Below are 23,546 nucleotides of genomic sequence, written 5' to 3' on the forward strand. Positions count from 1 at the left end.
GCATGGAGTCGAGCCAGTGTTTCAAACGATTTTTTCAATCTAACCAACGGTAAAGCCTGAGTTTTTCTTGCGACTTCATACGGCTGCGAGTTTCTATCAGGCGGCGGTGCAGGCTTGCGGTGTGCGGTATCGGAGACGTGACGCCGGCAACGTCTTCTAAAGGGCGTTGCGTTCAGCCTCTATCGCGAGCGGTAGCGTCACGGTCACCATCAGACCGCGACCGTCGTCGCCCGACGCCAGCGTCACGGTGCCGTAACTGGCCGCCACGATTTCCTTGACGATGGCCAGCCCCAGCCCGGTGCCGGGCTGACCCGGCGGCGCATTGCGATAGAAGCGCTCGAACACACGCTGCCGCGCCTCGGCCTGGATGCCCGGCCCATCGTCGATCACGCGCAGGCGGGCCATGTCCTGAGGACTGTCGATGGCGACGGTCACGCGACCACCCTCGTGGATATAGCGGATCGCATTGTCGACAAGATTCATGACCATGGCGTGAAACAGCTCGCCATTGCCCTCGACCCACACGTGCGCTTCGGTCGTCTCCAATCCCAGATCGATATGGCGTCGTTGCGCAAGGGCGACGAGTTCCTCGAGCACGGCGGCGGCCACGGCCACCAGATCGACACGCGAGCGCGAGAACGCCGGCGTGTCGGCCGCCTCCGCCTGCGAGAGCAGCAACAGCTTGTTGGTGAGATCGGCCAGCCCTCGACTGCTCGTCTGCATGGCGGCTAGTACGTCGGCCAGCGCAGCGCGATCATCGAGCTGCGCCGCGAACTGCAACTGGGTATCGAGCAGCGTGAGCGGGGTGCGTAGCTGGTGCGCGGCGTCGGCCACGAAGCGCCGCTGTTGCTGCGCCTGTGCCGAGAGCCGCTGGATGCACAGGTTGATGGCGTCGACGATAGGTCGCAGTTCGGTTTGGAGTTGTCCGGCGCGAATGGGCACCAGTTCCTGCGGCGCGCGCCCGGCGACCTCGTCCTTAAGGCGAATGAGCGGATGCAGCTCGACCGTCAGCCCGATGAGCACCAGCAAGGCGGCCAGCGCGGCCATGGCGATCTGGCGGTGCAGCGACGGTTCCCACAACTGCGAGAGCATCGCGTCGTGCGCGTGCATCGTCTCGGCCACCACGACCGCGACCTGATAGGGTGTGCCGGCGTTGTACATCGTGCGCACATAATTGACGGCCCGAAGCGGTTCGCCATTCACGGTGACGCTGAAGTACGCCGGGGTCGTGCCGGAAAAGAGCGGCGGGCGCGGGAAATCCGGCGGGCCGGCGAGCAATTGGCCGTCTTCGGTGACGACCTGATAGAGCACCCGGTCCCGCGCCGGCGACGCGAACAGTTCGAGTGCGGAGGGCGGCACGCTCGCGCGCAGGGCCCCATCGACCCAGGTGAGTTCCCCGGCGATCACTTGCGCCGACGTGAGCAAGGCCCGGTCCTGCACGAGCGCGGCGGTGTCGCGCGCACTGCGATAGGCCTGCCACCCACTCGCGCCGATGTAGAGCGTGAGAGGCAGCATCAGCCACATCAGCAGCCGTACGCGAAGGCTAAGCATCTTTGGCGCGCAGCAGATAGCCCAGGCCGCGCAGCGTCATGATGGCTGCGTGGCTCGTCTCGAGTTTCTTGCGCAGACGATGGATATAGATCTCGATGGCATCGGCGCTCGGTTCGTCGTCGAGACCGAAGACGCCGTCGACGAGGGCGCTTTTGGCAACGGTCTTTCCCTGCTTGCGCATGAGGATTTCGAGCACGGCATGCTCGCGCGACGGCAGCGCGAGCGGCGCACCCGCGATCGTAAACTGTCGCGTGCCCGCGTGATAGGCCAGATCGGCACACACCAGATCCGCGCTCTGCTCGGGCGCATGCCGGCGGGCGAGCGCCTTGACGCGCGCGATTAGCTCGCGCACTTCGAAGGGTTTGACCAGATAGTCGTCGGCCCCCGCGCCGAGACAGTCGACCTTCTCGTCGACGGAACCGCTGGCCGTGAGAATGATCACCGGCACATTATTGCGACGCTCACGCAGCCGTCGCAGCACATGCTTGCCGCCGAGCTTTGGCAGCATGAGATCGAGCAGCACCACGTCGTACGTCTCGGTTTGCAGTAGACGGTCGGCGGCGTCGCCGTCGCGCGCGGCGTCGACCGTGAAGTTGTCGTCGCGCAGCATGCGGGCGAGCCAGTGGGCGAGGGTGTCGTTGTCTTCGATCAGCAGCAGTTTCATGACGGCAAAGGCGTAGGGCGACGCAGACAGCGGCGCAGACAGCGACGGCGAGTGTGCCCGCCGAACCGGCGCAAGCCAACAGCGGGTAAACACCCATCGGTTGCGCAAGAAAACCTGCATGGGACGAAAGCTCGATGAAAGCTTCGGTTTTCTACAATTCGCATCAAGGCAAAGGAAACGATTCAGAGGACCGCTGCCTGGGCCCTGTGGCAAACCACAGCGGTCGGCCGGCGCCGCAACGCGACGCTTGAGCCATTATCCCTAAAAACGATGGAGACACCATAATGCGAGCAAGCCATGGCGTGCGTACGCCGAAAGCCTTCGTGAAACCCGTTCTGGCCGCCGTGTTCGGCGCATCGCTGGCGCTGGCCGCCGTGCCGAGTTTCGCCGCCGACAGCGGCAAGATCACGATCATGGTGGGCGGCATCACCAAGATGATCTACCTGCCGGCCAAACTCGCCGAGCAACTCGGATACTTCAAGGACGAAGGGCTGAACGTCGAGCTGCTCTCGCAGCCGGCCGGTGTCGACGCCGAAAACGAATTGCTCGCCGGTGCCGTGCAGGCCGTGGTTGGCTTCTACGATCACTCCATCGACCTGCAAAGCAAGGGCAAGGAAATCGAGGCCATCACGGTCTTCGGTCAGGTGCCCGGCGAAGTCGAACTGGTCAATGCCAAGAGCCGCGACACCATCAAGAGCATGGCCGACGTCAAGGGCAAGACCCTGGGTGTGACGGGCCTGGGTGCGTCGACCAACTTCCTCACGCAGTACCTCGCGGCCAAGCACGGCATCACGTCGTCGCAATTCTCGGTGCTGCCCGTCGGCGCGGACAACACGTTCATCGCCGCCATCAAGCAGAACCGGATCGACGCCGGCATGACGACCGAGCCGACCGCCTCGCGTCTGATCAACACGGGCGACGCGGCAGTGCTCGTCGACATGCGCACGATGAAGGGCACGGTCGACGCGTTGGGCGGCGCTTACCCGGCGTCGAGCCTGTACGTGCAGCGCGCGTGGGCCGACACGCACAAGGAAGAGGCGACCAAGCTGGCCCGCGCGTTCGTGAAGACACTCAAGTACATCAACACCCACTCGGCCGCAGAGATCACCGAGAAGATGCCGAAGGACTACTACGCCAACAACAAGGCGCTGTACCTGCAGGCGCTGCAGAACTCGCTGCCGATGTACTCGCCGGACGGCCGCATGCCGAAGGATGGTCCGGAGACGGTGCTCAAGGTGCTCGCCGCGTTCAACCCGAACGTCAAGGGCAAGCACATCGACCTTTCGAAGACCTACACCAACGCGTTTGTCGACGCCGCGAACGTGCCGAAGTAAGCGTTCGATCTCGCGTCACCCTTTGATCCTGTAGTTCCGGCGCGCGCGTCGCTCGACGCGCCGCCACCCGAGCCGCCCGCACCCGACGACCGTCCGGTGTGTGGGCAGACTCACCCCTGAAAAACCGCAACGACACCGTTTGCCCTTCGACGTCACTGAGGAACCGGGCATGACCCAGACCATCACCCCCACTGCGCCGGCGCGCGCTGCGAGCCCTGTCTCGCGCGATACCCCGGCCATCGAATTCGACAACGTGTCGTGCCGCTTCATCTCGGCGGACGGCCACGCCACCATCGCGCTGCGCAACTTCAGCATGTCGGTCGCCCGCGGCGAGTTCGTCGCCATTGTCGGGCCGACCGGCTGCGGCAAATCGACCACGCTGTCGATGATCACCGGCCTGCTGCGCCCGACTGCCGGCAGCGTGCGCGTGATGGGGCAGCCGGTCAACGGCATCGACCCGCGCATTGGCTTCGTGTTCCAGAACGACGCGGTATTCCCGTGGCGCAGCGTGCGCGAGAACGTGGCCGCCGGCCCGCTGTTTCGCGGTCAGTCCAAAGACGCCGCTTACGCACTGGCCGACCAATGGATCAAGCGCGTGGGCCTGGACAAGTTCGGCGACCACTACCCGCACCAGCTCTCGGGCGGCATGCGCAAGCGCGTGGCGCTGGCACAGACCTTCATCAACAACCCCGAAATCCTGTTGATGGACGAGCCGTTCTCCGCGCTGGACATGCAAACGCGCACGCTCATGCAGGACGAGTTGCTGCAACTGTGGTCGTCAACCTCCGGCTCGGTGGTGTTCGTCACCCACGATCTGGAAGAGGCGATTGCGCTGGCCGATCGCGTGTTCGTGCTCACGGCGCGTCCGGCCACGCTGAAGAATGTGTACACGATCGATTTGCCGCGTCCGCGCGTGATGTCGGAAGTTCGCTACGAGCAGCGCTTCATCGACATTTCGCGCGAGATCTGGGCGGATCTGCGTGAGGAAGTGAAGATCGGTTGAAGACGACGCCCCCGCCGGGGCATCGACAATGCATTTGCGGGCCGCGCATCGACGCGCGTGCCCACGCCGTCTGGAGGAGGGCATGAACATGAGTGAACAGGCCATGGTGGCAGGATTCAGTGACGCCGATCTCGCGCGCGAGGAAGCCAGCGCGCAGCGTCGCATCAAACAGCGTCGCGCGCTGGTGATTTTTCTGCGCGTGGCCATTCTGGTGATCGGATTGGGCGGCTGGGAAGTGGGCGCGCGCGTGGGGTGGATCGACCCGTTCTTCTTCTCGCAACCGACTCAAATCGTTGCGCAGATCTATGAATGGTGTGTGGAAGGCACCTCGCAGGGCCCGCTCTGGACGCAGGTGTTCGTCACGCTCGAAGAGACCGTGCTGGGCTTTCTGATCGGCGGCGTGGCGGGTGTGATCTGCGGCATCGTGCTCGGCCGCAACAAGCTGCTCTCGGATGTCTTTAGTCTCTACATTCAGATCGCCAACTCGATTCCGCGCGTCGTGCTCGGGTCGATCTTCGTGATCTCGCTGGGTCTGGGCATGGCCTCGAAGGTGGCGCTTGCCGTGGTGATGGTGTTCTTCGTCGTGTTCGCCAATGCCTTCCAGGGCGTGCGTGAAGCCGACCGCTACATGATCGCGAATGCGCAGATCCTGGGCGCGTCGCGCCGTCAGGTGACGATGTCGGTGGTGATTCCGTCGGCGTTGTCGTGGATTCTCGCCAGCCTGCACGTCAGCTTCGGCTTTGCCCTGGTGGGTGCGGTGGTCGGTGAGTTCCTCGGCTCGAAGCAGGGCATCGGCCTGCTCATCTCGACCGCGCAGGGCGCGTTCAATGCGAGTGGCGTGTTTGCCGCGATGATCGTGCTTGCCGTGGTGGCGCTGGCGGCGGATTACCTGCTGACGTCGCTCGAGAAACGTTTGCTGAAGTGGCGTCCGGCGGCGTTCAGCACCGAGTAATGCCGACGGTCATCGTCTGCGCATAAAACAACGGCGCCATCCATTGCGGATGGCGCCGTTGTCGTTTGGCGTGGGACGTGGGACGCGAGGTCGCCAGATTCCTGAATGCCTCGCGGTCTCCGGGCGTCGTCAGATGTTGAGCTTGCTGACCTTTGTGCCTTCGACGTTCAGGTTGGCCATGAGACCGGCGTTGGTCATCACGATCACTTCGACCGGCGAAGTCGCGGTGTTCAGATCGACCGCGCCGTTCGCGCCGATCTTGACCAGGGCCACGGAGGCGTCGGCCCCCGCCGTCCAGCCGTCGGTGCGCTGGAATTTGTCGAGGGCGTCCTGCGTCATGAACAGGAAGATAATGGCCTTCGACTGCGCACCGATCTGCAGACCGAACGACGCCGTCACCGTGTTGTAGTAGCCCTTCGTGGCGCCGCCCACGCGCAGCGCGCCTTCGCCGTATTGGCCGCCCACGACGAAACCGGCTTGCAGCACCGACGGGAACACGAGCATGCCGCGCGACTTGTTCACCAGTTCGCGCGAGCCCGGTACGGACGCATACATCTTGTCGAGCGCGCCATTCACGGAAGCATCGATCTCACGGCGCTTGTTCGCGTTGGCGCCGGGTGAGCTGTCGCTCTTGCTGGCCTGCGACGGGGTGGTCGTGGTGCAGCCCGACAGCGCGAATGCAGCGGCGGCAACAGCGACGGAAGTCTTCATCAGGAATTCGCGTTTTTGCATTTTCTCCCTCCAGGTAGCGTGTGCCCCGTGCTGAGCACGGCGGCATGGATCCGGATAAAACGTCGGGCCGATGACGCATTCCACGCGGCACGCGTCGTGTCGGCCATGAAGCGGATGATGAGAACGATAATTCGGCATCCGACGGATGTGTCTGCGTGAAATCGTGGCAGACAACCCATCGGCGTGACGACGATTATGCGGTCTCTGACGTTATTGTCAAGGAAATGGGGCAACAAGTTCCGTTAACTTGCAGACATCTCTCGTCAACTTGTAGGTGTCCGCCTACGTGCACTTGCGCATGTACTCTTCCTTGAGCGCTTTGCGCGGGCGGGTGCGTGTAGGAATGTCGACGCGATCGCCGGCGGGCGACTCGACCCGGCGTCCGCGCTGGTAGACCGGCTTGTCCGGCGTGTTGGCGATCTTGTCGGCGAGCGCGCGACACTCGTCGCGCAGTGAGGGCGATCTCGCGCCGGACGCAGTCGCCTGCGATGCGGCCTGATCGCGCGCGGCTTGCGAGCATTGCTCTGGCGGCAGGGCGTGGCCGACGCTATCGAAACACACGGGCGTCTGCGCCCACGCGCCGCCGCTCACACCGAGCAGTGCGACGACGGTGGAAGCTTGCAGAAAACGTTTGATCGGCGCGTAAGACCGCGCAAGATCGGCAATGCCAAGCATCGACGCTGCGACGCCGTTTGGCGTGAATGACGCGGATGAGGTGAAGGCTGTGAGGGCAGTGGACATCGGGGACAACGTAGCGGCGCGGCGTGGCATCGTCGATCTCCTCAAGGGAACCGCGCTGCGGCGCGGGTGCGCCTATTCTGGCATCGCCCCGGCGGGATTGTCGATACCCGCGACGCCATGCCGCGCGGCGCCCATGCCCGGGCGGTCCGTGCGCAATTCGAGCCGATAGCCGACGCCATAGATCGAGCGCACGATTTCCTCGTCGGGCCGGATCGCCTGCAACTTGCGACGCAGGTTCTTGATATGGCTATCGACCGTGCGATCGGCCACCACGCGGTGATCGTCGTACATGCGATCGAGCAGGTGGGCACGAGGGAAGGTCTTGTCGGGATGGCTGGCGAGCGTCGCCAGCAACCGCAACTCCACCGGCGTGAGCGGCAGTTCGTGTCCGTCGAGCCGTGCGTGATGACGCATCGCGTCGATGACGAGCGCGCGCGGCGGTGCCGCGTTTGCAAGACTGGCGGTTCCCTGGGGGCCGAAGGTGGTACTGGCGGTACTGGCGCCTCTCACCCGGCGCAGAATCGCCTTGACGCGTGCCACGACTTCGCGCGGACTGAAGGGCTTGCAGATGTAGTCGTCGGCGCCGAGTTCGAGGCCCAGCAGCCGGTCCGTCTCTGCCGCGCGCGCCGTCAGCATGACGACCGGCACCTCGGAGAACTCGCGCACGGCGCGGCAGACTTCGAGGCCGTCCATGCCCGGGAGCATGAGATCGAGCAGCACCAGGCGCGGTTGTGTCGCGCGCACGGCCGGCACCACGTCGCGGCCGTCCGAGAGAATGCGGCAAGGCATGCCCGCCACCCGCAGGTATTCCGCGAGCAACGCGGCGAGCTTGGGCTCGTCTTCGACGATCAGAATCGGGGCGGTGTTGGAGAGGGTCATCGCGTCGGTCGGTGAACGTGGGGCGGAAAGCGGCGCCGGGGTCAATGCGTGCGAAGCGCCCGGCGACGGGTTCGGCGAGGTCGAAGGCATGGGCGAAGGGTTCATCACGAGCTCGCAAGGGCGGGGTCATCGAGCCGCGCGGGCCCGGGGCGGCTCGTCCCGCCGGGTGACCGGTCGCATCCGCCGCCGCACGCCCCCCCTGCGGCCGCAGGCGCAGGGCGGTGACGCGGCAGAGTGATCGTGAGTCCGAGACCCCCCAGTGGGGAATGCCGCGCGGCGATCTGACCGCCGTGCGCTTCGACGATATGTTTGCAAAGCGTCAGCCCCAGACCGGCGCCACCGCTTCGCCGGCTGCGGGATGCCTCCACGCGGAACAGGCGCTCGAACAGACGCGGCAGCGCGTCGTCCGGCACGCCCGGCGCAGAATCCTCGATCTCCAGACGCAATTGCGTGGCCGTGGCCGACAGGTACACGCGCACGGCGCCGCCGCCGTCGGTGTAGCGCAGCGAGTTTTCGAGCAGATTGCCCAGCAGTTGCGTCACGCGGTGGAGATCGCCGTTGATGATGAGCGTGTCGTCGGGCAGGTGCACGTTCAGCGCGATGCCCTTGGCGTCGAACCAGTCGCCGAACGCGGCCACGGACGTGGCGACGCGCTCGGTCATGTCGACGGGGGCGAACGTGTAGGTGAGTGCGCCGACGTCCGAGAGCGAGAGTTCGTACAGATCGTCGATCAGTTTGGAGAGCTGCGAGATTTCAACGCGCAGCGAGGCGAGGGCGTCTTGCGTGAGCGGGCGTACGCCGTCTTCCAACGCTTCGATTTCCCCGCGCAGGATCGACAGCGGCGTGCGCAGCTCGTGGGAAATGTCCGCGAGCAGGTCGCGGCGCGAGCGGTCGTTGCGGGCGAGCGTGTCGGCCAGGCGGTTCAGATCGACGGCGAGACGGGCGAGCTCGTCGGCACCGGCTGTCGGCGCGCGTACGCTGTAATCGCCCATCGCCATGCGGTGGGTGGCCTCCAGCAACGGGGTGACGGGCACGAGCAGACGCCGGGCGAGATGCAGCGCCACGACACCGAGCAGCGCGACGCCGAGGACCGTCAGATACATCAGGTTGTCGCCGCACAGCCAGCGATGCCCGCCGAGCGCGGCGCGCACGGCGAGTGCCGTGGCCGTCATGGTGATCAGGCCTGTCGCGAAGAGCGCGAGGAAAAGCTTGCGGGTGATGCCGGAGTTCATGCGCTGCGTGGTTGGGCGAACGGTGATGGCGGGAAAGCGCGCCTGACGGGGCGAACCCATGGAGCTCTGCCGACGTTGGCGCGCCATTTTCTCAGCATCGGTGTGGCGCGCGGCGGGCCTCCACAAATTTTCCTCTATTTGTGCTTAGTGCCTGCACCTGCACTCCTTACTATTCCTCTCGACGCTGGCCGCCGTGTCGGCTGCGCCATCGATCAACCGTTCACACTATTCCAAGACGACCGGATCCGGCATCCGGGATCGGCGCGGGGGCGCCTCACCATGTCGAAGCTGTCGATGCTACCGCGCGTTGCGGCGCGCGGTGTTCTCCGGACGCTTGCGCTGCTGGCCGCCACGGGCGCCATGTTGGGGGCCTGCTCCAGCTCGTCGCCGGCGCCCACGCCGATGGGCATGATGCCCATGCCGCGCGTGGCGAACGTGCAGACGGGCGGATCCATCTACCAATCGACCACCGCCACGAACTGGTTCGAGACACCGGTCGCGCATCGCATCGGTGATCTGCTTACGATTGCGGTGTCCGAAAACTCGTCCGGTGGAAACAAGTCGCAGAGCGACATCTCGCGCAACGCGAGCGTGACGGCCAAGAGCGCCAAGGCCAATGGGGCCGATTCCGTGCTGGAGCGCTGGTTCAACATCGGTCAATCGGCCAGTGCCTTCAAGGGCAACGGCAACAACAGTTCGAGCACGGCGCTGGCCGGCACGATTGCGGTGGCGATCGTGGACGTATTGCCGAACGGCGCATATGTCGTGGGCGGGGAAAAGCAGGTCCTGCAAGGGCGCAATATGGAGACGTTCCGCTTTACCGGCGTCGTCAACAAATTCGACATCTCACCGGGCAATGTGGTCGCGTCGAGCAAGGTGGGGCACGTCAAGGTGGCGCGCGTGGAGGAGGGGCAGGTCGCCGACGGGAGCAGTGGTGGCTGGCTGCAGGGCATTCTGCTCGGCGTGTCGCCGTTCTGATGAAACGACTGGCGATCGTGCTGATGCTGGCGGCGGCCGCCAGCGCCACCCTGGGCGGGTGCCTCTTCACGACACCGGTGCCGGTGCTCGCCGCGCAGGTGGCCTCCAGCATGGTGTCGACGGGCGTGATGCTGTCGGATCAACTGCCGTCCATCGTGCCGCCGACGACGCCCGCCGCGCCGGAGCTGCTCTCGCACAATGTGTGTATCGAGCTGGCGCCCGACGGCATTTCCGATCTGCTGCCGGCGATACAGGGTCGCCTACGCGCTTATGGCATCGTGAGCACGATCTACAGCCCGGGCACCTGGCCGACGGGCTGCGTGGTGCTCAATTACTCGGTGCGCCGCGCCTGGCGCGATGCTCTGTGGGGCAACACGCCGAGCGAATACCTGGCCTATGCAACGCTGACGCTCAGCCGCAACGGATCAGTGATCAATACCGTGTACTTCGACGGTCGATCGCGTACGGTCGAATCGTGGTCGGCGTCAAACTCGCGCATCGCGCAACTGGTTGATCGGCTGGTGGTGTTTTGAGCGAACAAGGGGCGGCGACAAGCGTCATCCGCGCAAGGGCGTTCAGAACCGGTAACTCACCTTCAGACTCCCCGCCTGCGACGATGCGCGTGCCGTATTGACGAGCGCATCGTAGGCGAGCGAGATATCCAGGTGCTTGGCCAGTGTCACGCCGACGCTGGCGCCGAGCGTCAGGAAGCCGCGCGGCAAATCCGCACCCGATGCGACGAAGGCCGTACCGTCCTGCGAGGCCACGGTGATCACCCGGGCGACATCGAGCAGTTCGTGCGCGTACGCCACGCGGAACTGGACGTTCACGGGGCGCGTTGCGTCGCCGAACGCCTTGTCGAGCGTCACACCGACAAACGGTTGCAGGCTCCGCGTGTTGTCCGTGCCAACGCGCAGATTCTGTCCGCCCGCACCGCTTTCGTCGAAGCCGTTCGCGTGGAAGTAGGCGTAGCGCAGGCCGGCTCGAGGCGTCACGACAATGCCCGCGATCGCCATCGGTGCACTCGCCTGTGCCGCCGCCGTCAATTCCTGCCCGATATGATCGCCCTCGGCCGTGCCGATGCCCGCGAACGGGCGTTTCTGCGACAGGAAGTGAAGGCCGTACCCGACAGTGGCGGCAACATCGACCGCGCCCATCTCACGGCTTGCATACGCGGCAAGGCGCAGCGTGTCCCGTGTGCCTGAGCTCGCCGTGCCCTGTTCCGAAAGATCGGCATGGGAATAGCCGCCCGCCAGCCCAAACATGACGCGTTCTTCGTGCCGTTCCGCGCCAGCAAGGAAGCCGTATTGATTCTCCTGAAAGCCAGACTGAGCGCCCGAGCCATTCACACGTGCGTGCAATCCGGTGGCCGTGGCCCAGACGGGCGAGGTACGCGGCGCCGCGTCGCCGGTGGCAAGCCCTGTATCCACGGCGCGTCGCGTAGCTTGATCGAGAAGCGCCGCGGCCGTCGACTGCGCATTCGCCAGCGCCGCCGTGCCCAGCGCGGTGTAGACGCTCGTGTTTTTCGGCGCAATCACGATTGCGCCCGAGCTCCCGGGATCGCTGACGGACGGATCGACCAGCGACAGGATGACATCGTTCGCACCATAGGCGACCGACGATTGCAGGCTGCCAAGATTGGCGCCTGCCGCCTGCGCGCCGGTGACCGAAGAGAAGCGACCGTTGACGCCATTCGCCGCGGTCACCACCGTATAGCGTGTTGCCTGGTACGTGCCTGGATCGTACGTAATCGCCAGCACCCCGTTCAGCGTCGCGCTTCCCGATACCTTGAGCTGCGACGCCGCCGTCGGACTCACCTCGATCGCCAACGTTGCATTGGACGCCTGTGTGTAGTTTCCACTGATGCGCAACGTGCCGATGGAGCCTCCCGGCGCCACGATGCCGCCGTTGGTCACGCTGCCGATAATCGTGCCGTGCCCGCGCAACGTCCCTTGTGCGCCGACGGCCACGTCGCCGCCCAGTGAGGCGGTGTCGTGGTTGGCGTCGCCGACTTCGAGCGTGCCCGCCGCAACGCTCGTCGTCCCCGTGAAGGCCGTGCTCGCGCCATTGAGAACGAGCATGCCGCTGCCGAGCTTGGTGAAGGTCCCGCTGCCCGCAAGGTCGCCGGCATACGTACTGTTGCCTGAGGCATCGACGCTCAGCGAATTCGCCCCCATGAGCACACGCGTGCCTGCCACGCCGCTTAATCCGGAGACCGCTTGCGTACCCGCAGCAGACATATCGAACGTCGCGCCGCTGCCCAGCATCGCAAGGCTCGTCACCGAAGACAATTGGCCGGCGCCTGTCAATGCCAGTGTGCCTCCATTGATCGTGGTCGCGCCGGTGTAGACGTTCGCGGCCGAGAGCGTCTGTGTGCCGCCATTCAATGTCAGCCCACCGGAGCCGCCGATGCTGCCGGAGAAGACGCCCGAGGCGTTCGTGAGCGTAAGGGTGCGGGCCCCGAGCGCGACCGACCCACTGCCGGCGATGCCCGTGAGCGACGCGCCGTTTGTCGTTGCCGAAATGTCGAGCGCGCCGTTACTGGTCACGCCACTCGATGCTGCGACACTGCCGCCGCCGCTGAGCTTGAGCGTGGCCCCGCTGTCGACCACGGTCGCGCCGGTGTAGGTGCTGGTGCCTGTCAGCGTCTGGGTGCCGGCGGCCACCCGAACGCCGCCCGTGCCGTCGATGACGCCGTCGAACGTGCCGGCCGCGTTGGTGAGCGACAGTGACTGTGCGCCAAGCCGCACCGTACCCGCGCCTGAAAGCGCCTTGATCGACGTCCCCGACGTGACGGCGGATATATCGAGCACCGAATTCAGCACGACGCCGGACGAAGCCGCGATGCTGCCGCTTCCCGCCAGGGCGAGTGTGCCATTGCTGATCGTGGTCGCCCCCGTATACGTGTTGATGCCCGAAATCGTCAACGTGTTGCCGCCCACGACACTGAGCGAGCCAGCCCCGGAAATCACGCCCGACATCGTCAAGCCGGTCGACGCCGTGGAGACGGTCGCGCGCGACGCCGCGTCGCTCAGAATGACATCGTTGTTCAGTGTCAGCCCTGTGTTGCTTGCGGCAATGGTGGCCGTCGCCCCCGCGTCGAAGAGCAGCGTTCCGAGGATCGAGGAGCCCGTCAGCAGATTCAGCGAATTGTCCGTGCCGCCAAACTCGATCGCCGCCGCTCGGGTCCCACCTGCGCCGGTCAACGCACCCATGATGAGACCTGCGTTCGTGATCGAATCCATGCCACGCGTCACCACGCCGACACCGCCTCCGATGCCCATACCGCCCGAGATCGTTCCGATATTGGCGAGGGAATTGTGGGTTTGGGCAAGATCGACCCCAGTGCCCCCGGCGCCGCCTGCCGCGGACCCCGAGGCGCCCGCGCCCGCGGCCCCGCCTGCGCCGCCCGTGATCGTGCCGGTGTTTACGATGGACGCACTGCCGCCGAGCGAGAGCAGGCCGTCGCCGCCAGCGCCGCCGCCGCCGCTGAACCCACCGGAACCCCCGGTGCCGCCGACGCCCCCGGTAATCGTCCCGTTGTTGGTGATCGTCGCTGCGACCCCGGCCGAGGTGAGTCCGCTACCCCCGCCGCCCCCGCCCCCGCCGTTGCCGCTCACGCCGTTGGTGGTATTTCCCCCGTTGCCCCCAGCCCCGCCCGTGACCGCTGCCGCGCCTGCGACGGTGATGTTGCTGCCAAGGTAATAAAGGCCGGTGTTGCCGCCGTTCCCGCCGCTTCCGAAGTTGGTTCCGTCCGGTCCCGTGTTGCCGGCGTCGCCCGTCACGGGGGCGTTGATAACGATGTTGCTGGAGGCGATCACTTGCGCGGGACCGTTGGCTGTCGCGGCAGCGACGTCTCCGGTTGCGCCCGCGCCGCCGGTACCGAGGGCCCCCCAGCTTCCCGGGTCCTGTACGGTCACGGTGCTGGCGTCGAGGTGGCTGGAGCCGCCGCCCTGGCCATTTCCGGCGCCGCCCGCGCCGCTTCGACCCGGGAAACCGTCGCCGCCCGGTGCACCGCAGCCGCTGGTGTCGCTGGGCGTGCAGGCCGCGGCCCAGACAGGGGCTGCAGCCCCGGCGAGGGCCAGCGCAATGGCCGTGCTCCCGACCGTTCGAATGAACCCCTGACCCGTCGGTCCTCGGGCTGGACGTCGCGCCGGCACAAAGCCGAAATGTGGAGCCGAAGACGTCACCGACGTCGTAGCGGCGAGCTGCGCCTGACGGGCTGCGCGCCCGAGTTTGCCTTGGACCACGAATAATCTCTCGTATCGCGCCGTGCATGGCGACCGGTGACCGAGAAGCTACGGCCTTTCCCCCGCACTACGGCAGACATGGGACGCCAATGCTCAGGAAGACCGCGCCTATTTCGATGGATGAGCATCGGTGCGTGCGCTATTTGAGTGCGCATAGGACACCGAATGTAATACAAAGGAAGGTAACTCGCTATAAGGGTGACGTTTCCCTGCGACGGTGTCCCGCGGTGAAGTGGGCGGTGAGGCTTCAGGCGGCCAGATGGCGGTTCGCGCCTATTTTGGCCATCATTGTTTGAACATGAAGCTTCCAATGCCTTCCATTCTGATGCCGGACGGCATTTCTGATCGGTTGCCGGCGATACAGGGACGCTTGGGCGCCTATGGCATCGCGAGACGGGTCTACCGCCCGGGCACTTGGCCGACGGGCTGCATGGCGCTCAATGACTCGGTGCCACGCGCCTGGCGCAACGGGTAGACCGGCGGGTGGTGTTTTGAACGCGGTGGGGCGAAGGCCGACAGTTCCTAGCAGAAACCCTGATCAGCAAGTGGCTTGACAGCGAAAATTTGTTCATCGATGGTATACAGAATACTGAAACGGCTTTTCCATCATGACGAATCCAACAGTCGAATGCCCGGACGACCAGACCGCATCACGACACTCGCCCGGCGCTCCCCAATGGCATTGGGTAACGGCGACAGCGGTGCAGGAGGCATTGCGGCGTCGCGACGTTACGTCGGAGGCGCTCGTCGCCGCGTGTGAAGCGGCCGTGCGCCGTTCGAATCCGACGCTCAACGCGGTGGTGGTCAGCGACTTCGAGCGAGCGTACGCGGTCGCAAGTCAGCGGGATAAGGAGTTGAGCGCTGGTCTGGTCCGGGGGCCTTTGCACGGCGTCCCGTTCACGATCAAGGAGTCGTTTGACGTCAAGGGGTGGCCGACCACTGTCGGCGATCCGGCATTCACGAATAATATTGCGGCGCAACATGCGAGCGTCGTTCAACGGCTGACGGATGCCGGTGCGATCTTGCTGGGCAAGACCAATGTGCCGATCTTCCTGCGCGATTGGCAGAGCTACAACGACGTCTACGGTACCACGCGCAATCCTCACGATTTACGACGCACGCCGGGCGGTTCGTCGGGCGGCAGCGCCGCCGCGGTCTCTACGGGCATGTCTTTCTTCGATGTCGGCTCCGACATCGGCTCGTCGATTCGCAACCCTGCCCACTACTGCGGCATCTTCTCGCACAAGAGCACGCACGGTCTCGTGCCCCTCGACGGGCATGGCTTGCCGGGTGGTGTGGCGTTCCCGGATATTAACGTGGCAGGCCCGCTGGCACGCAGCGCGGACGACCTTGAAGTGGTGCTGTCAGCCATCGCCGGGCCGCCGGCAGAGGCGGCCTGCGCCGTACGCTTCGAACTACCCCGCTGTCACGCCACCGACCTGCGCCAGATTCGCTTCGGTGTTCTGTCGAATCACCCGATTGCCGACGTCGACGCCGAGGTGGAGCAGGCCATTGTGCGCCTCGGACAAGATCTTGAGCACCGTGGCGCGCAGGTGCTGTGGAATGCCCGCCCATCGTTGGATGCGGCCGAACTGATGCGTGTGTATACATTGATGCTGCGGGCATCGACGTGCGGCTATCTGGGCGACGAGGCATTCGAAGCCGCCGTGACGGCGGCCGGTCAGGCTCCGGCGGACGACATGGGTTATGCGTCTCTTCAGTACGTGGGGGCGGCCATGCGGCATCGCGACTGGCTCAGATTGCAGCCGCTACGCGAGCGTTTCGCGGCCGCGTGGCGCGAATTGTTCGAGCGTGTGGACGTGCTGCTGTGCCCCGTGGCGGCCACGCCCGCGTTCGTGCTGAACGAGGAGGGCGCGCCTTGGCAACGCACGCTGGACGTCAACGGGCGCGCGCAGCCGCTCACGACGCAACTTTTCTGGGCCGGGTATTCCGGCTTGTGCGGCTTGCCCTCGACCGTGGCGCCCGCAGGGCGCACGGCACAAGGGCTGCCTGTGGGCGTACAGATCGTGGCGCCGCTGTATCACGACCTGCGCTCGATCCATGTAGCCAGATTGCTTGAGGCCGCCGGCTACGCCTTCGTACCACCTGCCTGACCTTCCCTACGAAACCCACGACCCTCCAAGGAGGACACCTTCATGTCCTGGCTCAGTTCACTATCGAGAAACGAGAAGCGCGCCCTTGCGGGCACGTTCATCGGCCATACGGTCGATGTCTACGACTTCATGATCTATTCCTTCCTCATCCCCGTGCTGCTCACAACGTGGGGCATGAGCAAGGCAACGGCAGGCAGCATCGTCACCTATACGTTGATCGCCTCGCTCGTGGGCGCAATCGGTGCGGGCCTACTGGCGGATCGCTATGGTCGCGTGCGTATCCTGCGCTGGACCATCGCGATTTTCGCGCTGGCGTGCTTTGGCTGCGGTCTGACCCACTCGCCGACGCAACTGACCATCATGCGCGTCGTCCAGGGCCTGGGTTTCGGCGGCGAATCGTCGCTGTGCATGGTGCTGGTCATGGAGACGATCCGCAATCCGGCCCATCGCGGCAAGTTCTCGGGCTTCACGGCGAGCAGCTATTCGTTCGGCTGGGCCTTGGCGGCACTCGCTTACAGCGCGATCTTCAACTGGCTCCCGCCAGAGACCGCCTGGCGTGTGTGCCTGTTCATCGGCGTGGCACCGGCCGTGATGGTGTTTTGGCTGCGCCGGAATCTGGAAGAGCCGGAGGCCTTTACCCGCTCGATGGCCGAGCGCCGTCAGACCAGCCCGCTCAAGACGATCCGCGGCGTGTTCAGCGGCGGCCTTGCGGCTCGCACGCTCTGGTGCAGTCTGCTCTCGGGCGGCATGCTCGGCTCGTACTACGCGATCGCCACCTGGATGCCGACCTGGCTCAAGACTGAACGCGGACTGTCGGTGACGGGCACGGGCTTGTGGCTGGCCATCACCATCGGCGGCTCCATCGTGGGCTATGCCGTGGGCGCCTGGGCGACCGACAGGCTGGGGCGTCGCCCGACCTACATCCTGTTCGCCGTCGGTGCGTTCGTGATGAGCATCGCTTACATGCTGATTCCGGCGCCGGTGCCCGTGATGATGGTGCTGGGCTTCCTGATGGGTGTGTTGATGCAAGGAACGTTCGCCGGGGTAGCGGCAACGATCTCGGAGACATATCCCCATGAGATTCGCGCCACCGGCTATGGCGTGGCATACAACGCAGGGCGCGTCATCGGCTCGGTATTCCCGTTCATCGCCGGTTGGCTCGCCAGCGGTCACACGACGCTCACGCTCGCCATCCCCATTGTGGCCGCTGTCGGCTATGGACTCGTCATCATTGCGGCCATCATGCTGCCCGAGACCAACGGCATCAAGCTCGACGCCATCGAACCGGTGAACGCAAGCAACGACGATTCGCGCACCATTCACGCCGCCGTATCGGGCGCCATCGGCCGCGCAGCCGACTGACCGCTTTCCTGTTTCTGCGGTCGTCCCGCACATGCAATTTGTTGTATTGGCATTTCCGTTGAAACGGTATACAGTGTACCGAAATTACAAATCGCCCTCGCTTCTTCCCATCACAAAATCGGGGGGCGGGGGATCCACCTGGAACCAAGGAGTCAGACATGGCCGAACTGATGGACCGCGAAACCTTCCGCGCGGCACTCGAAGAAGCAATCAAGGGCAAGAGCGCGAACAAGGCACCGTTCAGCATCGCGTGGGCAAGCGGCAAACTATCGCGGGCGCACCTTGCTCGCTGGGCGGAGAACCACTATCACTATGTCGGGCCGTTCGCCGATTACCTCGGCTATCTGTACGCCCGTACGCCAGATCACATGACCGAGGCGAAGGACTTCCTGCTCGCGAACATGTACGAAGAGGAGATTGGCGGTGATCGCCACACCGACCTGTTGATCCGCTTCGCCGAAGCGTGCGGCACGACGCGCGAGCGCGTCGTCGACCCGGACAACATGTCGCCGACGACGCGCGGACTGCAAAGCTGGTGTTACGCGGTCGCCATGCGTGAAGATCCGGTGGTGGCGGTGGCCGGGCTGGTCGTCGGTCTGGAGTCACAAGTGCCGTCGATTTATCGCAAACAGACGCCCACGCTGCGCGATACGTACAAGTTCACGGACGAGGAAGTCGAGTTCTTCGATTTGCACATCGTCTCCGACGAGATTCATGGCGAGCGTGGTTACCAGATCGTGCTGGAGAACGCGAACACGCCCGAATTGCAGCAGCGCTGCCTGAAGATCTGCGAGATCGGTGCGCAGATGCGCCTGCTGTATACGACCGCGCTGTACTACGACTACGTCGAGAAGGAAGTGTCGCTGCCTGAGCTGGGATTGGCCGCCTGAACGACGTTCTGCCGCGCCGCCGCCCTCGACAGCAAGTCGCCAAACGGATCTTGCGGTGGCGCGGGTGTTGAAGACCTCTTGCAGGACGCAGCTTTCATGACGACCGTTCCGACTTTTCTGAACTATATCGACGGCGAATGGTGCGCGAGCCGCTCGGGCGCCACGTTCCAGAACCTGAACCCGGCCGACACGCGCGACGTCGTCGGCCATTTCCAGGCGTCGGGCGAAGCCGATGCGCAAGCCGCCGTGCGCGCCGCCGCCTCGGCATTCCCTTCCTGGAAGCGTCTGTCGGCGGGCGCTCGCGCCAGGATACTGCTCGACGCCGCCGGCTATCTCGAACGCCACGCCGAGCGCTTCGGCGAAGAACTCACGCGCGAGGAGGGCAAGCAGAAGGCGCTTGCCAAGGACGAGTTTCTGCGCGCGGCGCAGACGCTGCGCTACTACGCCATCGAGGCGCAATCCTACGGCGGCGAAACGTTTCCCAACGACGACAATGACATGACGGTATACACGGTGCGCGAACCGCTGGGTGTCGTTACTGTGATCTCGCCCTGGAATTTCCCTGTCTCGATCCCCGCACGAAAGATCGCCCCGGCGCTGGTGTGCGGCAACACGGTGGTGTTCAAGCCGGCATCCGATGCACCGTTAAGCGGATTGCGTCTGGCCGAAGCGTTTGTGGAAGCCGGCATCCCGAAGGGCGTGTTGAATTTCGTGACGGGCAGCGCTTCGGCCGTCGGTCCGACGCTGGTCGGCGCGCGCGAAGTACGAGCCATTTCCTTCACCGGCTCGACATCGGCCGGCGAGCAGATTCACCGAGCCGCGTCGCTGTCCACCCGCACCCAGATGGAGCTTGGGGGGAAGAACCCGCTGATCGTGCTCGACGTCGGCGATATCGATCGTGCCGTCGATCTGACCATCAAGGGCGGCTTCTCCCTCACGGGGCAAGCATGTACCGGCACCAGCCGGGTACTCGTCGCCCGCGCGATTCGCGCGATGTTCGTCGAGCGGCTCGCCGCCAGGACGGCGACACTCAAGATTGGCAACGGCATGCAACCGGGTATCGATATCGGACCGCTTGCCACAAAGAAGCAGTTGAGCACGGTGCTCGACTACATTGCGATCGGCAAACAGGAGGCCACGCTGGTGTGCGGCGGCGAGCCACTCACGCATGACGCCTATGCCCACGGATATTTCATCACCCCGGCGATCTTCGCAGACGTGCCGCGCGACGCGCGAATTGCACGAGAAGAGATTTTCGGCCCGGTCATTGCGGTGATCGACGTCGATGGTTATGAAGACGCCATCGCTGTGGCCAACGACAGCGACTACGGATTGGCTGCGTCGCTCGTGACGCAGAACGCCCGACTGATGCATCGGTTCGCCAGCGACATCGAAGCCGGCACCGTCAAGATCAACCGCACGACCACGGGCAATCTCATCAACGCGCCGTTCGGCGGTCTCAAGCAGTCGAGTACCGCGACGTTCCGGGAGTCCGGGCGCGATGGCCTCGAGTTCTATCTCCAGATCAAGACCGTGTATCGCGGTGCTTAATGCAAGCCGCGCACGTGTTCTCGTCAACTTATTCCCTCTGACATGAAACCCTTCTTCAAACTTGAACTTGCCGAAGCCCGCCACATGATCGCCGCGGCCATCGGGCGCTCGCAGGAAATCGGTGTCCTCGAATCCGTCTGCGTGGTCGACGAAGGCGGCTTCCCGCTCGCGCTCGAACGCATGGACGGCGGGCGCATCACCGGACCGCAAATTGCCTGGAACAAGGCATTCACGGCGGCCGGGCACAAGCGCTCAACGCATCTGTTCACCACGCCGCCGAATGGCCCGGCACTGCCCGGCAATGAAGCTTTCGGTATTCAGTGGAGCTTCGAGGGGCGCTTCGCGGCGTTTGTCGGGGGCTTTCCCATCGTGGTCGACAAGCAAGTGGTCGGTGGCATCGGCTTGTCGGGCGGCAACGGCGAACAAGATACGCAGGCCGGGCTGGCCGGGCTCGCGGCACTGCAGGCGCTGCTGCGCGAGAGCGGTAGAGAAGTGCTCGTGCAACCCGACATCAAGCTTTGACGGAGACGCGCGCCGTGAGCTATCGAATCACATGGATAGAGGCTCAGTGCAGCTTCGAGGCGACGTCCGACGAAACTGTCCTCGAGGCAGCCCGGCGCGCGGGTGTCGTGCTGCCGTCCGAGTGTGAGTTCGGGGGGTGCGGGACCTGCCGGGTCAAGCTCGCGCAGGGGCGGGTGGAATATGACGAGATGCCGGACGCCCTTTCGCAGGACGAGGCCGACGCGGGCTACGCACTGCTGTGTCAGGCCCGCGCGTGCGCCGATCTGACGATCAGCACCGAGAGATTGCTTGATGCGCCTGCACCGGCGCAGCGGCGTCAGGTGAGCGTCGTGCGCACGGAGCCGCTCGGGCCGGACGTTACGCGGCTGGTGCTGGCGTCGCGCGAGCGGGCGCCTTGGGTGTTCCGTCCCGGTCAGTATCTGAACGTGTTGCTCGGCGACACAGGGCCGCGCAGCTTCTCCATGGCGTGTGCGCCCGAAGCGGGTGACAGGCCAGGGGAAGTCGAGTTCCACATCCGCAGCATCGAGGGCGGATATTTCACCCAGACGCGTTTGAGCAAACTCCGTCCCGGCGACACGCTCGACGTGGAAGTGCCGCTAGGCGGGTTCGGTTATCACAAAGACGACTATCGGCCCATCGTGATGGTCGCCACGGGTACGGGCATCGCGCCGCTGCGCAGCATGCTGGCACAGATGCTAGCAAGTGGTGCGCCACCCATCGACCTGTATTGGGGTGGACGTACGCAAGCGGCGCTCTACCTCCACGACGAGCTGACCGCGCTCGAGAATCAGCACGACGACTTCCGCTACGTCCCGGTGTTGTCGCGTGCGGATGATAACTGGGCGGGGGCGCGAGGTTATGTGCAGGACGCCGTGCTCGCCGATCATCCCGACCTTTCCGAGCACTCGGTGTATCTGTGCGGCTCACCGGTGATGATTGCCGAGGCGAAAACGGCGTTCGTTGCCAACGGGGCCAGCGTACGCTACGTGTATGCAGACAGCTTCACGTTCCAGCATCCCGCGCGGGAAGACGTGGCCGCCTGAGTCGATTGGAGCGATTGGAGAGGGCGCGACGGGGCGGGGGGGCCGTCTGCCCTCCTGTCATTTGATGCGTCAGGCGCCGCGCTCGATGAATGTCTTGTAGGCGAGGGCAGCGAGTGCCACGTCCTGCAGACCGAAGCCAACGGCCTTGTAGACGACGATCTCGTCATCACGTTGGCGTCCAGGCGTCAGGCCTTCAAGAACATCACCCAGCTCGACCACACCGTTCCAGTCCACCAGTCCCGGAGCAGCCAGCATCAGGTCACCGGCTTCTTCTCGCGCCTGTTCTCGCAGTTCCACAACGATTCGGGCTGCGCGGGCGAGCGTGTTGTCATCGGTCTCGCGCGTGTGCGGCAGACTCGAACCGATGGCGGCGACGAACGCACCGGGGCAGAGCGCGTGGCCGTCGAAGAGCGGTGTGCTCGAGCGGGTGGCCGTGATGACGACGTCGGCACCGTCGAGCGCTTCGTCGGTCGTCACGGCGCTGGCCGTCACACCTTGCGCACCATAGGTCGCATCAAGCGATGCCGCAAGCGCCGCATCGCCCTCGATCCCGACGATGCGCAACGTCTTGATATCGGTGAACTGTGCCAATGCGTGCGCGTGTGCCGCGCCCTGAACGCCGGTCCCGAAAATGGCCGCAGTGTGTGCACCGCGACGCGCCAGCGCACGTACGGCGAGCATCGTGGTCGCGGCGGTGCGCAGTCGGGTGATGGCATTGGCGTCCAGCGTGGCAAGACACGCGCCGTCAGAGGCGCGGAACAATACGATCACGAAATTGAACTGCCCGCGAAGGGTAGTGTAGACCTTGGCCCCGGCAACGTCGGCGCCGGGAAGCACCGCGCCGAGTATGGAGAGTTTGGTGCCACGGACTTCGGTGCGCACACGGCGTTGCACTGCCGCGGCCCCGCGAGCCAGCTCACGAAAAGCGCTCTCCAGTGCGGGAATGGCTTGTGCGAAGCCGATCAGCTTGTCGATCTGTGCGTCGGTCAAATGGATCATCAGGCGAGGTCCAGAGGGTTGATAAACATTTACGGTATACGGTATACTATTTGCAAGGAATGCTCAAACATCTTCGCCGAGCATTCCGTGGAAGCCGCCAATCAACGATCGATCGACAACATCGGGATTGGTTTTATTTTGATGTCGGTATACAGTATCCATTAATGCGCCGCACGACGGTGAATCCCGCCGGTACAAGGTGCGCGGCAGGGGGGAGGAGGATGCATGCCAGTCGTCGTATTTCGTAGGAACGGGCAGACGTACCAGGACGAGGTAAAAGCCAATACCAACTTGGTGGTCCGGGCGGGCATCAAGCAGTTCCCGTTCCCCCATTTGCGTTATGAGTGCGGTATGGGCAAGTGCGCGCGCTGCGCCTGCCGGGTGCTGTCGGGCAGCGAACATTTGCCTGCACCGAACTGGAAAGAGAAGAAGCAACTGGGCAATCGGCTCGACGAGGGCTTCCGTCTCGCCTGTCAGTTGTGGATAGCGCAGGACATCGAACTGGCGCAGGACGATGAGCCGCCGGCGGCGCTCTGATCGCCGCGCATTGCCAAGCAGCGCGTAACGAGGAAAGCGAATGTACATCGTACTTACCAGCCGTCCGGGCCAATACCGCAGCGAGCCGACCCCCGGCATCACGCCGGTCGAGACTCACGATTACTTCTATGGTGCACGGCACGTCGCGGCATTTGTCATCGCCAGACTTGACGGACAGTCGCGCGTGAAGATCGTTGACGAGACGGACTCGA

Annotated in this window: 20 protein-coding genes; 12 read left to right on the plus strand and 8 right to left on the minus strand. The window is 64.7% G+C overall.

Annotation, left to right across the window (positions count from 1 at the left end; all coding sequences use genetic code 11):
* Positions 1-156 precede the first annotated feature (156 nt).
* Positions 157-1,551, minus strand: a complete 1,395-nt coding sequence (locus tag PanNE5_RS07810; protein ID WP_039829658.1) for a sensor histidine kinase — start codon at positions 1,549-1,551, stop codon at positions 157-159.
* On the minus strand, positions 1,544-2,215 hold the full coding sequence (locus PanNE5_RS07815) for a response regulator (protein WP_026131524.1): 672 nt from the start codon (positions 2,213-2,215) through the stop codon (positions 1,544-1,546). The genes PanNE5_RS07810 and PanNE5_RS07815 overlap by 8 nt, the downstream gene beginning before the upstream one ends.
* Before the next feature lie 284 nt (positions 2,216-2,499).
* On the opposite strand from PanNE5_RS07815, the gene PanNE5_RS07820 reads away from it, so the two are divergent.
* The 3 genes from PanNE5_RS07820 (at position 2,500) to PanNE5_RS07830 (ending at position 5,504) form a co-directional block, all read left to right on the plus strand.
* Entirely contained in the window at positions 2,500-3,549 is a 1,050-nt protein-coding gene (locus PanNE5_RS07820; RefSeq protein ID WP_017231587.1) for an ABC transporter substrate-binding protein, read from the plus strand.
* Positions 3,550-3,718: 169 nt separating this feature from the next.
* Positions 3,719-4,552: an ABC transporter ATP-binding protein gene (locus tag PanNE5_RS07825; RefSeq protein ID WP_017231588.1), complete on the plus strand. Its 834-nt coding sequence runs from the start codon at positions 3,719-3,721 to the stop codon at positions 4,550-4,552.
* Positions 4,553-4,634: 82 nt separating this feature from the next.
* On the plus strand, positions 4,635-5,504 hold the full coding sequence (locus PanNE5_RS07830) for an ABC transporter permease (protein WP_017231589.1): 870 nt from the start codon (positions 4,635-4,637) through the stop codon (positions 5,502-5,504).
* Positions 5,505-5,633: 129 nt separating this feature from the next.
* Here the strand turns inward: PanNE5_RS07830 and PanNE5_RS07835 are convergent, their stop codons facing one another.
* The 4 genes from PanNE5_RS07835 to PanNE5_RS07850 all read right to left on the minus strand — a co-directional run bounded on the left by PanNE5_RS07835 (position 5,634) and on the right by PanNE5_RS07850 (position 9,148).
* On the minus strand, positions 5,634-6,236 hold the full coding sequence (locus PanNE5_RS07835) for a YSC84-related protein (RefSeq protein WP_017231590.1): 603 nt from the start codon (positions 6,234-6,236) through the stop codon (positions 5,634-5,636).
* Positions 6,237-6,518: 282 nt separating this feature from the next.
* On the minus strand, positions 6,519-7,007 hold the full coding sequence (locus PanNE5_RS07840) for a hypothetical protein (protein WP_017231591.1): 489 nt from the start codon (positions 7,005-7,007) through the stop codon (positions 6,519-6,521).
* A 42-nt stretch (positions 7,008-7,049) separates the two neighbouring features.
* Entirely contained in the window at positions 7,050-7,856 is an 807-nt protein-coding gene (locus PanNE5_RS07845) for a response regulator (RefSeq protein WP_039829662.1), read from the minus strand.
* Positions 7,857-7,960: 104 nt separating this feature from the next.
* A complete protein-coding gene (locus tag PanNE5_RS07850; RefSeq protein ID WP_261939567.1) occupies positions 7,961-9,148 on the minus strand; it encodes an ATP-binding protein in 1,188 nt (395 codons plus the stop codon).
* 219 nt (positions 9,149-9,367) lie between these two features.
* Between PanNE5_RS07850 and PanNE5_RS07855 the strand changes: the two genes are divergently transcribed.
* The gene (locus PanNE5_RS07855) at positions 9,368-10,066 is read left to right on the plus strand and encodes a flagellar basal body L-ring protein FlgH (protein WP_017231594.1); all 699 of its coding nucleotides are present in this window, start codon (positions 9,368-9,370) and stop codon (positions 10,064-10,066) included.
* On the plus strand, positions 10,066-10,599 hold the full coding sequence (locus PanNE5_RS07860; protein ID WP_017231595.1) for a hypothetical protein: 534 nt from the start codon (positions 10,066-10,068) through the stop codon (positions 10,597-10,599). Before PanNE5_RS07855 ends, PanNE5_RS07860 begins: the two co-directional genes overlap by 1 nt.
* Before the next feature lie 42 nt (positions 10,600-10,641).
* Here the strand turns inward: PanNE5_RS07860 and PanNE5_RS07865 are convergent, their stop codons facing one another.
* Entirely contained in the window at positions 10,642-14,316 is a 3,675-nt protein-coding gene (locus PanNE5_RS07865; protein WP_261939568.1) for an autotransporter domain-containing protein, read from the minus strand.
* 608 nt (positions 14,317-14,924) lie between these two features.
* Between PanNE5_RS07865 and PanNE5_RS07870 the strand changes: the two genes are divergently transcribed.
* The 6 genes from PanNE5_RS07870 (at position 14,925) to PanNE5_RS07895 (ending at position 21,798) form a co-directional block, all read left to right on the plus strand.
* Positions 14,925-16,430 carry an amidase gene (locus PanNE5_RS07870; RefSeq protein ID WP_261939569.1) on the plus strand — a complete coding sequence of 502 codons (1,506 nt, stop codon included), beginning with the start codon at positions 14,925-14,927 and terminating at the stop codon, positions 16,428-16,430.
* A 42-nt stretch (positions 16,431-16,472) separates the two neighbouring features.
* Complete coding sequence (locus tag PanNE5_RS07875) at positions 16,473-17,792, plus strand: MFS transporter (protein ID WP_261939570.1); 1,320 nt, start codon at positions 16,473-16,475, stop codon at positions 17,790-17,792.
* Positions 17,793-17,950: 158 nt separating this feature from the next.
* Entirely contained in the window at positions 17,951-18,682 is a 732-nt protein-coding gene (locus PanNE5_RS07880) for a TenA family transcriptional regulator (RefSeq protein WP_261939571.1), read from the plus strand.
* Between the two features lie 96 nt (positions 18,683-18,778).
* Entirely contained in the window at positions 18,779-20,233 is a 1,455-nt protein-coding gene (locus PanNE5_RS07885) for an aldehyde dehydrogenase family protein (RefSeq protein ID WP_150564415.1), read from the plus strand.
* A 42-nt stretch (positions 20,234-20,275) separates the two neighbouring features.
* Positions 20,276-20,755, plus strand: a complete 480-nt coding sequence (locus tag PanNE5_RS07890) for a GlcG/HbpS family heme-binding protein (RefSeq protein ID WP_150564416.1) — start codon at positions 20,276-20,278, stop codon at positions 20,753-20,755.
* 14 nt (positions 20,756-20,769) lie between these two features.
* A complete protein-coding gene (locus PanNE5_RS07895) occupies positions 20,770-21,798 on the plus strand; it encodes a 2Fe-2S iron-sulfur cluster-binding protein (RefSeq protein ID WP_261939572.1) in 1,029 nt (342 codons plus the stop codon).
* A 69-nt stretch (positions 21,799-21,867) separates the two neighbouring features.
* On the opposite strand, the gene PanNE5_RS07900 is transcribed toward PanNE5_RS07895, so the two are convergent.
* Complete coding sequence (locus tag PanNE5_RS07900) at positions 21,868-22,797, minus strand: ornithine cyclodeaminase family protein (RefSeq protein ID WP_261939573.1); 930 nt, start codon at positions 22,795-22,797, stop codon at positions 21,868-21,870.
* A gap of 225 nt (positions 22,798-23,022) precedes the next feature.
* Here PanNE5_RS07900 and PanNE5_RS07905 point away from each other — a divergent pair, with 225 nt between their 5' ends.
* On the plus strand, positions 23,023-23,334 hold the full coding sequence (locus PanNE5_RS07905) for a (2Fe-2S)-binding protein (protein ID WP_261939574.1): 312 nt from the start codon (positions 23,023-23,025) through the stop codon (positions 23,332-23,334).
* Positions 23,335-23,546: the final 212 nt, after the last annotated feature.

It is taken from the genome of Pandoraea sp. NE5 (genome assembly GCF_024363545.1).
GTDB lineage: Bacteria > Pseudomonadota > Gammaproteobacteria > Burkholderiales > Burkholderiaceae > Pandoraea > Pandoraea cepalis.

Excerpts from the sequence above, each read along its gene's own strand:
- PanNE5_RS07880 (WP_261939571.1), top strand. The coding sequence starts at position 17,951 with ATGGCCGAACTGATGGACCGCGAAACCTTCCGCGCGGCACTCGAAGAA.
- PanNE5_RS07905 (WP_261939574.1), top strand. The coding sequence starts at position 23,023 with ATGCCAGTCGTCGTATTTCGTAGGAACGGGCAGACGTACCAGGACGAG.
- PanNE5_RS07870 (WP_261939569.1), top strand. The coding sequence starts at position 14,925 with ATGACGAATCCAACAGTCGAATGCCCGGACGACCAGACCGCATCACGA.
- PanNE5_RS07855 (WP_017231594.1), top strand. The coding sequence starts at position 9,368 with ATGTCGAAGCTGTCGATGCTACCGCGCGTTGCGGCGCGCGGTGTTCTC.
- PanNE5_RS07820 (WP_017231587.1), top strand. The coding sequence starts at position 2,500 with ATGCGAGCAAGCCATGGCGTGCGTACGCCGAAAGCCTTCGTGAAACCC.
- PanNE5_RS07810 (WP_039829658.1), bottom strand. The coding sequence starts at position 1,551 with ATGCTTAGCCTTCGCGTACGGCTGCTGATGTGGCTGATGCTGCCTCTC.
- PanNE5_RS07825 (WP_017231588.1), top strand. The coding sequence starts at position 3,719 with ATGACCCAGACCATCACCCCCACTGCGCCGGCGCGCGCTGCGAGCCCT.
- PanNE5_RS07900 (WP_261939573.1), bottom strand. The coding sequence starts at position 22,797 with ATGATCCATTTGACCGACGCACAGATCGACAAGCTGATCGGCTTCGCA.
- PanNE5_RS07890 (WP_150564416.1), top strand. The coding sequence starts at position 20,276 with ATGAAACCCTTCTTCAAACTTGAACTTGCCGAAGCCCGCCACATGATC.
- PanNE5_RS07845 (WP_039829662.1), bottom strand. The coding sequence starts at position 7,856 with ATGACCCTCTCCAACACCGCCCCGATTCTGATCGTCGAAGACGAGCCC.
- PanNE5_RS07830 (WP_017231589.1), top strand. The coding sequence starts at position 4,635 with ATGAACATGAGTGAACAGGCCATGGTGGCAGGATTCAGTGACGCCGAT.
- PanNE5_RS07850 (WP_261939567.1), bottom strand. The coding sequence starts at position 9,148 with ATGGGTTCGCCCCGTCAGGCGCGCTTTCCCGCCATCACCGTTCGCCCA.
- PanNE5_RS07885 (WP_150564415.1), top strand. The coding sequence starts at position 18,779 with ATGACGACCGTTCCGACTTTTCTGAACTATATCGACGGCGAATGGTGC.
- PanNE5_RS07840 (WP_017231591.1), bottom strand. The coding sequence starts at position 7,007 with ATGCCACGCCGCGCCGCTACGTTGTCCCCGATGTCCACTGCCCTCACA.
- PanNE5_RS07815 (WP_026131524.1), bottom strand. The coding sequence starts at position 2,215 with ATGAAACTGCTGCTGATCGAAGACAACGACACCCTCGCCCACTGGCTC.
- PanNE5_RS07835 (WP_017231590.1), bottom strand. The coding sequence starts at position 6,236 with ATGCAAAAACGCGAATTCCTGATGAAGACTTCCGTCGCTGTTGCCGCC.
- PanNE5_RS07860 (WP_017231595.1), top strand. The coding sequence starts at position 10,066 with ATGAAACGACTGGCGATCGTGCTGATGCTGGCGGCGGCCGCCAGCGCC.
- PanNE5_RS07875 (WP_261939570.1), top strand. The coding sequence starts at position 16,473 with ATGTCCTGGCTCAGTTCACTATCGAGAAACGAGAAGCGCGCCCTTGCG.